The organism is Raoultibacter timonensis (assembly GCF_900240215.1).
Taxonomy (GTDB): Bacteria; Actinomycetota; Coriobacteriia; order Coriobacteriales; family Eggerthellaceae; genus Raoultibacter; species Raoultibacter timonensis.
The window spans coordinates 1800405-1812036 of record NZ_LT964679.1; the positions used below are offsets into that span (position 1 = coordinate 1800405).

General features: G+C 62.0%; 10 protein-coding genes, 1 tRNA gene and 1 pseudogene. All 12 read right to left on the reverse strand.

Going from position 1 to position 11632, the window contains the following annotated elements; genetic code table 11:
- Positions 1 to 287: 287 nt before the first annotated feature.
- Positions 288 to 1154 carry a TspO/MBR family protein gene (locus C1722_RS08040; protein WP_102378768.1) on the reverse strand — a complete coding sequence of 289 codons (867 nt, stop codon included), beginning with the start codon at positions 1152 to 1154 and terminating at the stop codon, positions 288 to 290.
- A 261-nt stretch (positions 1155 to 1415) separates the two neighbouring features.
- Positions 1416 to 2705 carry a U32 family peptidase gene (locus C1722_RS08045; protein ID WP_180995231.1) on the reverse strand — a complete coding sequence of 430 codons (1290 nt, stop codon included), beginning with the start codon at positions 2703 to 2705 and terminating at the stop codon, positions 1416 to 1418.
- A 23-nt stretch (positions 2706 to 2728) separates the two neighbouring features.
- Complete coding sequence (locus C1722_RS08050; RefSeq protein ID WP_244902493.1) at positions 2729 to 3574, reverse strand: DALR domain-containing protein; 846 nt, start codon at positions 3572 to 3574, stop codon at positions 2729 to 2731.
- Positions 3575 to 3636: 62 nt separating this feature from the next.
- Positions 3637 to 3729 (reverse strand): annotated as a pseudogene (locus C1722_RS17680) (hypothetical protein); the annotation flags it as partial.
- Positions 3726 to 4448, reverse strand: coding sequence for a serine O-acetyltransferase (gene cysE, locus C1722_RS08055; RefSeq protein ID WP_102378769.1), 723 nt, complete (start codon positions 4446 to 4448; stop codon positions 3726 to 3728). The gene cysE and the pseudogene C1722_RS17680, both read right to left, overlap by 4 nt.
- 83 nt (positions 4449 to 4531) lie before the next feature.
- Positions 4532 to 5050, reverse strand: a complete 519-nt coding sequence (gene ispF / locus C1722_RS08060) for a 2-C-methyl-D-erythritol 2,4-cyclodiphosphate synthase (RefSeq protein ID WP_102379587.1) — start codon at positions 5048 to 5050, stop codon at positions 4532 to 4534.
- Between the two features lie 116 nt (positions 5051 to 5166).
- Complete coding sequence (gene ispD / locus C1722_RS08065) at positions 5167 to 6009, reverse strand: 2-C-methyl-D-erythritol 4-phosphate cytidylyltransferase (RefSeq protein WP_102378770.1); 843 nt, start codon at positions 6007 to 6009, stop codon at positions 5167 to 5169.
- Positions 6010 to 6101: 92 nt separating this feature from the next.
- Positions 6102 to 8666: an ATP-dependent Clp protease ATP-binding subunit gene (locus C1722_RS08070; RefSeq protein ID WP_102378771.1), complete on the reverse strand. Its 2565-nt coding sequence runs from the start codon at positions 8664 to 8666 to the stop codon at positions 6102 to 6104.
- A 141-nt stretch (positions 8667 to 8807) separates the two neighbouring features.
- Positions 8808 to 10322, reverse strand: coding sequence for a lysine--tRNA ligase (lysS, locus tag C1722_RS08075; RefSeq protein ID WP_102378772.1), 1515 nt, complete (start codon positions 10320 to 10322; stop codon positions 8808 to 8810).
- 121 nt (positions 10323 to 10443) lie between these two features.
- Positions 10444 to 10914 (reverse strand): transcription elongation factor GreA, encoded by a 471-nt coding sequence (gene greA, locus C1722_RS08080; RefSeq protein WP_102378773.1) that lies wholly within the window; start codon positions 10912 to 10914, stop codon positions 10444 to 10446.
- 174 nt (positions 10915 to 11088) lie between these two features.
- Positions 11089 to 11367 carry a twin-arginine translocase TatA/TatE family subunit gene (gene tatA, locus C1722_RS08085; protein WP_102378774.1) on the reverse strand — a complete coding sequence of 93 codons (279 nt, stop codon included), beginning with the start codon at positions 11365 to 11367 and terminating at the stop codon, positions 11089 to 11091.
- A gap of 120 nt (positions 11368 to 11487) precedes the next feature.
- Positions 11488 to 11564 (reverse strand) — tRNA-Pro (locus C1722_RS08090).
- Positions 11565 to 11632 lie beyond the last annotated feature (68 nt).

The following is an 11632-nucleotide window of genomic DNA, read 5'->3' on the forward strand; positions in this document are numbered from 1 at the left end:
TCGCGCTCGAATCGTGGCAGAAAACGGAAGCTTTTCGTCACCATCCGGCGCCGCCCAGCAATTGCTTTCCAGGTCGTTTCGCTGAACTGGGACGAATCGGAACCCCCGCATCAACCCTGCGAGTGCTTCCGCATCGGGAGCTTCATGGCAACGAAAACCTGTCGTTTTCCGCCAAAACCCGCCGTTTCTCGCGCATCTACCCGAGGGGTCGTCCGCAGTTGCCCGGCGGGCGCCGTTCGCAGCCGGCGGTATCGATTGCGGAATCGACCCATGCCGCTGCGCGCGCCCTACTTGCGCGGCTGCAGCCGATACTTCTCCCACGGAAAGTAGACCGCAAGCGCGCCGAACCCAGCGAGCATGATGGTGAGCACGGCGATGGCGATGTTCGCGTTCATCAAATGCACGCCGATACCCACGACCGCCCACACGATCACTGCGCCGAACGCGTAATCGTCGTACGTGCGCTTCATGTACACGGCGAGCGCGAAGAACGCGATCGCAAGCACCAGCGTGCTCGCAGGCTGCAAGATCGACTGCTCGGCTCCCGTAAAGCGCGTGATCACGTGCGCGATATCGGCGACCGTAGCAACGCCGAGCCATGCGAAGTACAGCGAGATGGGAACCCTGTCCACCAGTCGGCTCGACTGGGTGTTGACCCGAACGTACAGCATCCCGACAACCGCAAGCAAAGCGGCGATCACGATGATCGAGGGCACGAACGCCTCGAAGTGCCACAGCGCAAGCCATGCGATGTTGAGCGCGCACGATACGGTGAAGAGAGAGGCGGTCTTCCCGATCTGCAACGAACCCAGAGGCTCGTCGTGCGAAGCATCGCCCGAATAGGCGACGAGCCAAACCGCGAGGGCGAGATAGATGACCGACCATATGGAGAACACGTAGCCCGCCGGCGTGAACCAAGCGAACACCTCGCCCGACACCTCGGCCGACGTGGTGCCCCCGAGAGCGAATACCTCGAATGCGGCGTTGCATGCAATCGTTACGACATACGCCGCCCACACGAGGGCGATGCTCGTTCGCGTCGTGCGTGCCCTGTTGATCCCGTAGCAGCCAGCGTCTCGCCACGTTCCTCCCGTGGCCTGCGCCACCGATTGTCTTCGCTGATGGTATACTGCGCTGCTCGCTGAATCGCCCATCGCTGCTCTCCCTTCTTTGCGGCAATACCTGATGCCGTCTCTCATGTTTAGGAAGAGTCTACCAATCGGAAGGGATCCGTCGGTCTCGATGGCGTAGCGGGTGGGTATCGGATCGGTTCGCAGGCAACCGATCCGTAACGGGTGCGCCGGGAAGCGATGGCTCGCGATCGCCGCAAGCGCCCATACTGCGGTAGCTCGCAAACGACGCGGTCGTCCCGAGGGTGCGGCAGCGTACCGAAGCGCGCACGCGATCCTCGTCAGCTACTTTCTCACGCGCAGTATATCCTTCGACTGCAGGGGAAACGGGCTCGCTATCACGTAGCGATCGGTTGCGCGGTCGGCTACGGAAACGGGCTCCGCGATCTCGGCAGCCGCTTCCGGCGAGGCGTCCGAACGAAACGATTCAAAGCCCGTTTGCGCAACGGACGCGAAAGCGGCCACGACATGCCGCACATCGGCGGCGACGAGCGTGCGCACGGGGCGCGCGGGCGAAAGCACTTCGAGCTCGTCTCCCTCGAAGAAACGGTTCCGCAGGTCGATGCGCACATCGAACAAGCCGTCCTCTCGCTCGGTGCACGATTCGACGGTGCCCGCCAACGCGTGGGTCTGCGCGTACTCCGGACCGTACGGCGCCTGCTCGGCGGGTCCGTAGAAAAAACCCGTCGAATACGGGCGATGGCTCACCGCTTCGAGGTCGCGATCGAACGTAGCCGGATCGGCGCCGTCGAGCACTTGGCGATACGCGTTCACCACCGTAGCCACGTAATACGCCTTCTTCACCCGCCCCTCGATCTTGACCGAATCGACACCCGCTTCCGCAAGGTCGTCGAGATGATGGAGCATATTGAGGTCTTTCGAGCTCAGGATGAAGCTTCCGCCTTCGTCCTCCTCGATGGGGAAGCGCTCGTCGGGCCGCGTTTCCTCCACAAGCGAATACGCCCATCGGCATGGCTGGGTGCAGTGCCCTTTGTTAGCCGACCGGCTGTTGAGGTGATCGCTGATGAGGCAACGTCCCGATACGGCCATGCACATGGCGCCGTGCACGAACGCCTCGATCTCGAGCTCGTCCGGAACGGCTGAGCGCATGGCTGCGATATCGTCGACGCTCATCTCGCGGGCGCAGACGATGCGCTTCGCTCCGAGTTCGTGCCACAGAGTTGCCGCCTCCGCATTCATGCACGACGCCTGCGTGCTGATATGGATGGCAACCCCGGGCGCGTATCGCTGCGCAAGGCGCACGGCGCCGAGATCGCTCACGATGAACGCATCGACGCCCGACTCCGCAAGCGCCTCGAGGTAGGCGGGCAGCGCTGCGATGTCGTCGGCCGTCATCGCCGCATTGAGCGTCACGTACACCTTTGCGCCCGCCGCATGCGCAAGCGCGACCGCGTCCGGCACGGCAGCCAATGCGAAGTTCGCAGCGCGCTGGCGCAGGCCGAACCGATCACAGGCGAGATACACCGCATCGGCCCCGAAATGGATGGCGTATTCGAGCTGGTCGATGCCCCCCGCAGGGGCAAGCAGCTCGGGCTTTTTCCGAGAAGACGGCACGAGCGCCCGCTTACCGCACAGGTCTAGCCGAGCGAGACGCGCGCACCCTGCGGCGTATCCTCGATCGTGAACCCGAGCGAGCCGAGCCCGTCGCGCACCTTGTCGGCAAGCGCCCAGTTCTTTTCCTTGCGCGCATCGGCGCGGCATGCAAGCAGCGCATCGACCGCTTCGACGGGGCTCGCGCCGTCGTACGCGGCGAGTTCGCGAGCGAGATCAACGACCTCGACGGGATAATCCTTGCCCGCTTCATCTTCAACAAGCTCGATGCCGAACACGCCCATGAGCTCGACGATGGCGTCGTGCGCCTGGCGCAGCGCCGCCACATCGGTGAGCGAAACCGTCTTATCGCCGAGGTGCGCGTTGAGCTCGCCGACGAACGAGAATATCTCCCCGAGCGCGCCCGCCGTGTTGAAGTCGTCGTCCATAGCGAGGACGAACGCTGTGCGCAGCTCCCTTGTCTGGGTCATAATCGTACGGGTGTCGAGCGGCGAGGGAATGTCCTCGGCGTTCTCGACAACCCACTCGAGGTTCTTCACCGTGTTCATGATGCGGGACAGCGCCGCCTCGGCTTCGCCAATGCGCTCGTCGGAGAAATCGAGCGGACTGCGGTAGTGCGTTTGCAGCATCAACATACGCAGCACAGCGGGTTTCGTGGTTTTGAGCACCTCGCGCAAAAGAAGGAAGTTTCCGAGCGACTTGCTCATCTTCTCGGAATTGATCTGCAGCATGCCCGAATGCAGCCAGTAGTTGGCGAAACGGCACCCGCAAGCGGCCTCGCTCTGAGCTCGCTCGTTCTCGTGGTGCGGGAACACGAGATCGGCGCCGCCGCCGTGGATGTCGAACGGAAGCCCGAGGTACTTGCGCGACATGGCCGAGCACCTGGNAACGCGATGAAGGTACGGGCGTTGCCGATATGGATGTAGTTGTAGACGGTCGGGCCGCATACGTACATGCCGACTTTCCCGCGCTCGACCGATTCGAAACCCACCTTGCTCTTGGTTTGGGTGTTGTATACCTTGATCATGCTTTCTCTCCCAACCTTCGTTCCAACTCGTCGATGCGCGCGGCCAGTCGATCGAGCGCATGTTCATCCTGATCTTCACGCAGTTCGCGCTCTAGCTCGTCAATGCGCTCGGATAGCCGCTCGCACTCCTCCGTCACCGGATCGGGCAAGCACTCGCGATGCTTCGCCGCATCCTTCTTTTCGGTTTCAACGCGCTTGCCGTCGCGCATGACGATCTTGCCCGGAATGCCGACGACCGTGCAGTTCGGCGGCACGTCGCGCACGACGACCGCTCCCCCGCCCACTTTCGAGTTATCCCCGATGGTGATGTTGCCGAGCACCGACGCCCCCACGCCCACGAGCACGTTGTTGCCGAGCGTGGGATGGCGCTTGCCGGTTTCGTTGCCGGTACCGCCGAGCGTCACGCCCTGGTACAGCGTCACGTCGTCGCCGATCACCGTGGTCTCGCCTATGATGACGCCCATGGCGTGGTCGATGAAGAACCTCCTCCCGATCACGGCGGCGGGATGGATCTCGACACCGGTCATGAAACGCGTGAACTGCGACGAGATGCGCGCAAGGCTTTTTGCGCCATGCGTCCACAGCCAGTGCTCCACCACGTGGGACCAGCGAGCGTGAAGGCCAGGATAAGTCAGCCAGATTACAAACGAGTTCTGAGCGGCAGGATCGCGCTCCTTCACCGCCAAGATATCTTCGCCTATGGTTTTGAATATGTTCATAGATCATCCGTCTTCCAGTCGAATGTGCATTGTAGCATTGCATGCGAAGCGCACATGCTCACGTGCGCAGATTGGTCGCAGTGCTAGCAACATCGACAGACGAGACAAACGGCGCGCGCCGAGATGCCCTCCTCGCGGCCTTCGAACCCAAGATGCTCGGTCGTCGTAGCTTTCACGCCCACCGATTCGACGGGAACGCCCATCGCGCGGCTGAGGTTTTCGCGCATCGCATCGCGATACGGCGAAAGCTTGGGAGCCTGCGCAGCGACCACGCTATCGACGTCGAGTATCTCATAGCCCCGCTCGCGCACAAATGCGGCCACGGCAGCGAGCAGCTTGAGGGAATCGGCGTCTTTGTACGCCGGATCGGTATCGGGGAAGAGCTTGCCGATATCGCCTCCGCGCACGGCCCCCAAAAGCGCGTCGGCGATGGCGTGGGCGAGCACGTCGGCATCGGAATGCCCGAGCAAACCCCGCTCGTGGGGAATATCGACGCCGCCCAAGATGAGCCTGCGGTTCTCGGCGAACGCATGCACATCGAAGCCGAGGCCGGTTTTCAGGCCGGCGAGTACGGCGGGAACCGTCGTGGCGGCTGCGGGAATACCCGCAGCCGGAGCCGCCGCTGCGTCACCGGGCGCATCGGCGGGCAATGCCGCCCGGCCCGATACATCGGCAGCAAAACCCTGCAGCTTGCCCGCATCGTGTCGGTCGCCGTCGATCACTGCTCGGCATCCTTCATGTACAGGGCGCGAACGGCCGCGGCGAGCATGAGGTAGTCTTCGGGAACCGTGAGCTTAATGTTGTCGCGCTTGCCCTCGACGACGAGCACGCGCCCGCCGAGACGTTCGATGAGCGACGAATCGTCGGTGCCCATGAACCCGTCGGAAAGCGCCGATGCGTGCGCGCGGCGGTAGATGCCGGCACGGAATACCTGGGGCGTCTGCGCGTTCCAGAACACGCGGCGATCGGGGGTCCCCACGATAACGCCGTTCTCGACGACCTTCAGGGTGTCCACCGCGGGATGGGCCACCACGGCACCGTCGCAATCGATGTTGCCCTTGAGCACGTTGATGGCGTGCAGGATCAGATCGGGCGAGATGAGCGGGCGGGCGCCGTCGTGCAGCACCACGTATTCGAAATCATCGGGCACGCATTCGAGGCCCGAAAAAGCCGATTCCTGACGGCTCGGGCCCGACGGCGCAACCACGACGGGCGTGACGAAGGGGAACGGATCGACCGCGCGTTTGAGGTACTCGTCTTTGCGATCGTCGGGGCAGACGATGACGATGAGGCCTATATCTCCCACCGCATCGAACGCCTCGGCCGACCAGGTGAGGATGGGCTTGCCCGCTATCTCGACGAGCTGTTTGCCCCCCTCTTTCCCAAAGCGCTCCCCCGTGCCGCCGGCAAGGATGATGGCTGCCGTTTTCGGGTTCTCGTCGACCTTGCCCTCAAGGCCCCTCATACTCTGCGAAAGCGCGTCGAAATCAAGGTCGTCGAGCAGAAGCTCGGGCCTTTTCAGCACCTGAGGTGAGAACACGGGGTCGATGGTCTTCGCCATGTGGTTTCATACCCTTCTTCATCGGCGATGCGAGGAAGCCGTCGCGTTGCTGCGACGGCTTCCGCATGTTCGTTGCCTTGCCAAAACCTGCGTTAGTCTGCGGCGCCGCCCGACATCGAGCCGCCGCTCGAGACGCCCGCGTTGCCCAGATCGAAGTTCGTCAGGAGCAATTCGGTGTCCTTGGCTATGCTATCACGTTTGCGCGGTGCAGGTATAGAGCCGCTTCCCGCCGCAAACGTCAGTTCTCCGTCTTTGAAGTCGACGTCGATGACCGAACCGCTCGTCCACCGGCCCTCGAGTATCTGCTCGGAGATCGGATCTTCGAGCAGGCGCTGAATCGCACGGCGCAACGGGCGCGCGCCGAACGTCGCATCGGTGCCTTCTTTGGCTACGTGCTTGCTTGCGGCCTCGGTCAGGTTGATGGTCATGTTCTGCGAAATCAAGCGCTCGCGAAGCTCGGCGACCATGAGGTTCACGATCTCGGCGATCTCGGCTTCGGTCAGCGATTTGAACACGATGATCTCATCGATGCGGTTCAAGAACTCGGGCCTGAAGAGCTTCTTCATCTCGCTCATCACGCGACTCTTGATCTCCTTGTCGGACAGCCCCGTGTTCGCATCGCTCTGGAAACCGAGCGGCGTGGACTGCGCGATTTCGCGCGCACCGACGTTGGAGGTCATGATGATGATCGTATTGCGGAAATCGACCGTACGGCCCTGGGCGTCGGTCAGGCGCCCCTCTTCGAGGATCTGCAACAGGATGTTGAATACATCCGGATGCGCCTTCTCGATCTCGTCGAACAGCACGACCGAATACGGGCGCTGGCGCACCGCTTTGGTAAGCTGGCCGCCTTCGTCGAACCCGACGTAGCCCGGAGGCGACCCCACGAGCCTCGAAACCGAATGCTTCTCCATGTACTCGCTCATATCGAACGACAAAAGCGCGTCCTCGGAGTTGAACAGGAACTCGGCGAGCGCCTTTGAAAGCTCGGTCTTGCCCACGCCCGAAGGCCCGAGGAAGATGAACGAGCCGGCAGGGCGCTTCGGATCCTTCAGGCCCGAACGGCTACGGCGGATCGCCTTGGAGAGGGCGGTAACGGCCTCTTCCTGGCCGATGATGCGCTCGTGCAGCACGCTTTCCATGCGCAGGAGCTTCTCGGTCTCGGCTTCGGTGAGGTTCGATACCGGCACGCCCGTGGTCATGGAGATGACGTCGGCGATATCCTCGACCGTCACCTGGTTGATCGACTTCTGGGCGTCCTCTTCCCACTTCTTCTCCGCTTCGACGCGCTTGCTGCGCAGCTGCGACTCCTCGTCGCGCAAGCTTGCCGCGCGCTCGAAATCCTGCGAGGCGATGGCCTCGTCCTTCTCGGCGCGCAGGCGGCGGAGTTCGTCGTCGAGCTCGCGCAGCTCCTTCGGAAGCGTCATGTTGCGGATGCGCATGCGGGCGCCCGCCTCGTCGAGCACGTCGATGGCCTTATCGGGAAGGAAGCGGTCCTGGATGTAGCGGTCGGACAGCGCCACGGCCGCCTGCAGCGCCTCGTCGGTGAAGTGCACCTGATGATGCGCCTCGTAACGGTCGCGCAGGCCCTCCATGATGCGCAGCGCCTGCTCCTCGTTGGGTTCGCCGACGGTGATCGGCTGGAAGCGGCGTTCGAGCGCAGAATCCTTTTCGAGATGCTTGCGGTACTCGTCGATCGTCGTTGCGCCGATAACCTGGATTTCGCCGCGCGACAGCGGCGGCTTGAGGATGGCAGCCGCGTCGATGGACCCCTCGGCCGAACCCGCGCCGATGAGCGTGTGGATCTCGTCGATGAACAGGATGACGTCGCCCTCGTCCTGGACTTCTTTGATGCACTTCTTCAGGCGCTCTTCGAACTCGCCGCGGTACTTGCTGCCTGCGACGAGCGCGGAGATGTCGAGCGTGACCAAACGCTTGTTGCGCAGGATGTCGGGAACCTGGTTGGAAACGATGAGCTGCGCCAGGCCCTCTGCCACGGCAGTCTTGCCCACGCCCGGTTCGCCGATCAGGAGCGGGTTGTTCTTCTGGCGGCGCGAAAGCACCTGCATGACGCGCTCGATTTCGCCCGCGCGTCCTATGACCGGATCGAGCTTGCCCTCGGTCGCCTTCTTGGTGAGATCGGTGCCGAACTCCTTGAGCATGCTGTCGGACGAGGTCGCCTGCGCCTCGAATGCGCCGCGGCCCGCATAGACCGGGCTCTGGCCCACGAGGTCGTTCAGCGCCGAGCGCACGTTGTCGCCCGTGACGCCCAGACGGCCGAGCACTTCGAGCGCGGTGCCGTCGCCCTCGCGCACGATGCCGAGCAGCAGGTGCTCGGTGGAGATGTAGCTCTGGCCCATCTGCATGGCCTCGCGCAGCGAATTCTCGAGTACGCGCTTGACGCGGGGCGTGAAGCTCAGATGACCCGATACGTCGGTGTCCTCGTCGATCGCAACGACCTGGCGGATAGCTTGGACGACGGCGTTGTACTCGACGCCCAAACGATCGAGCGCCTGGGCGGCAAGGCCGTCCTCCTCCTGTATCAAACCGAGCAGCAAGTGCTCGGTGCCCACGTAGGGCTGGTGCAAGGCACGGGCCTCATCCTGAGCCAGGACGAGGACCTTGCGGGCCTTGTCGGTGAATTTCTCAAAGCTCATACATGCCTCTATTCTCGCTAACTTTAGCTTTCCGCATAATATTAGCACTCAAGTCAAGTGAGTGCTAAAACGACACCTGGCCGTAACGCTCTCTCACAACTTCACCAAAAACCCGCCGTGCGCGTCCCGAAAACGGCCGCGCTACTTCGCCTCGTCGCGCATGTGCGGGAACAGCAGCACGTCGCGGATCGATGCCGAGTCGGTCAGCAGCATGACCAAACGGTCGATGCCGATGCCGACTCCGCCCGCGGGCGGCATGCCGTATTCCAGCGCACGCACGTAGTCGTCGTCGTAGCCCATCGCCTCATCGTCGCCGGTCTCCTTGGCGGCAACCTGCGCCTGAAACCGTTCCGCCTGATCGACGGGGTCGTTCAGCTCGTTGAAAGCGTTTGCGTACTCGTGACCGCAGATGAAGAGCTCGAAGCGTTCGGTGAGGTTCTCGTTGTCGGGCTTCTTCTTGGCGAGCGGCGACACCTCGAGAGGATGGTCGATCACGAATGTGGGCTGGATGAGCTTGTCCTCGGCCGTCGCCTCGAATATCTCGGCGATGAGCCTGCCCTTGCCCCATGCCTCCTCGGCCTTCACACCGTACTTCTCGGCGATGCGCACAAGCTCGTCGCGCGACATGCCGAAGTCGACCTTCTCGCCCGACTCCTCTTCGATGAGCTGGATCATCGACTTGCGCGGCCACTCGCCCGACAGATCGATTTCATTGCCCTGGAACGTGATCTGCAACGTGCCGCATGCGGCCATGGCGGCCGCCTGGATGTAGCCCTGCGTGAGTTCCATCATGCCTTCGAGGTCGGAATACGCCTGATAGGCTTCCATAGTCGTGAATTCGGGGTTGTGGAAAGGATCCATCCCCTCGTTGCGGAACTGGCGTCCGATCTCGAACACCTTCTCGAAGCCGCCCACGAGCAGGCGCTTCAGATGCAGCTCGGTGGCGATGCGCAGGTAGAAGTCCTTGTCGAGCGCATTGTGGTGCGTGATGAAGGGCTTCGCGTTCGCCCCGCCGAGGATCGGGTGGAGGATCGGCGTCTCGACCTCGTAGAAGCCCTGCGACTCCATGTAGGAGCGGATGGCCGAAATGATTTTGAAGCGCGCTTCGAACGTCGAGCGCACCTCGGGGTTCATGACCAAATCGACATAGCGCTGGCGGTACCGGGTCTCCTTGTCGGCCAGCCCGTGGAACTTCTCGGGCAGGGGCCGAAGCGACTTCGACAGAAGCTCGAACGACTCGACGGCAACCGAAAGCTGCCCGCGCCTCGTGCGGATCATCGTTCCGCATGCGCCGATCCAATCGCCCACGTCGAGATCCTTGAGTTCGGCGTACGCTTCTTCGCCGAGCGTGTTGATGCGGCAGAACAGCTGGATGTCGGCCGTTGCGTCGCGCAGTTCGAGAAACATGATCTTTCCCTGATCGCGCTTAGCCATGATGCGGCCCGCGATCTGCACCTCGTCTTCGGTGGACTCGCCGTCGGGCAGCTCGGCGTACTTCGCATCGAGCTCGTCGATGTGGTGGCTGTAGGCAAACGCGTGGCCGTAGGGGTTCTTGCCAGCCGCGATCAGCGCCTCCCGCTTCGCGCGGCGAACCTCGATCGGGTCGTCCTCGATCTGGTCGATTCCTTCTTGGGCAGTACTCGTCGTCTCGCTCATGTGCTTCCTTCTCGTATCGTTCGAAAACGCAAACGGGCCCTCGATTCCCAGGGCCCGAAAGGTTCGGCTCCGCTCCTGCGAATCCGAAGTATGACGGCCCTCTTCTGTCGGGGCCGCGTTCTTAGTGGTCTATCTTGACGATCGTCATCACGATCTTCTTGCCGGTGGGGCCCTGCGTTTCCACCACATCGCCCTTCTTGTGGCCCAGAAGCGCCGAGCCGACGGGCGATTCGTTGGAAATCTTGCCCGCAGCGGCATCGCTCTCAGCGCCGCCCACGATCGTGAACACGCGCTCGCGGCCGTCCATGTCGACCGTCACGCTCGAGCCGATGTTGACCTTGCTCGAACGCTTCGGAACGGTAACGACCGTAGCCTCGCTCAGGATGCGGCTGATCTCGGCGATGCGAGCCTCCATCATACCCTGTTCGTTTTTGGCGTCGTCGTATTCGGAATTCTCGGAGATATCGCCGAACTCGCGGGCAACCTTGATGCGCTCGCCGATCTCGGCGCGCTTCTCCGTCTCGAGGAAATGAAGCTCGGCCTCGAGCTTCTCTTTTCCTTCCTGCGTGAGGATAAAATCCTTGTCTGCCATACCATCACCTGTCTGTTACAAAAAACATGCACGCATGTCCTGCGTGCGCTTACGTGTATCGGCCCGCTCGGAAACCGAGTCCTCGCTTAAGCGGCGAACCTAGGGCTCGGTATATGACAACGCGGCACGTGCACATAGAGCGCACATGCCGCGCAACATACTCAATGTGTGGTGCTACTCGGCCTTCTTCTTTGCAGCCGGCTTTTTCGTCGTCGTAGTGGTCTTCTTCACCGTCTTCTTGACAGGCTGCTCTTCTTCAACCTCTTCGACTTCTTCTTCCTCTTCTTCGACCTCTTCGACGTCCTTATCGCCGCCGCCGATGCCTTCGCGGAGGTTTTTCACGGTCTTGCCGAGTGCACTGCCCAGCTTGGGGAGATTCTTGGGCCCGAAGATAAGCAGGATCACAACAAGGATGATCAACAGCTCGGGAACGCCCATTCCGAGAATTTTCATACAGTCCTCCACTCGTTGATGCGGGACGCACGACCCGCGCAATCTAACCACGTCAGATTACCACAATACACATAGATAAGGGATGCATCTTAATAAAAAAGAATACATCCCGAGTCTACATGGTCGGGATGACAGGATTTGAACCTGCGGCCTCTGCGTCCCGAACGCAGCGCTCTACCAAACTGAGCCACATCCCGATGCTGTTGTTGCAGCGGCAGTTATATTATCACAACCATTGAAAAAGAAAAGCCCAGATACCTAAAAC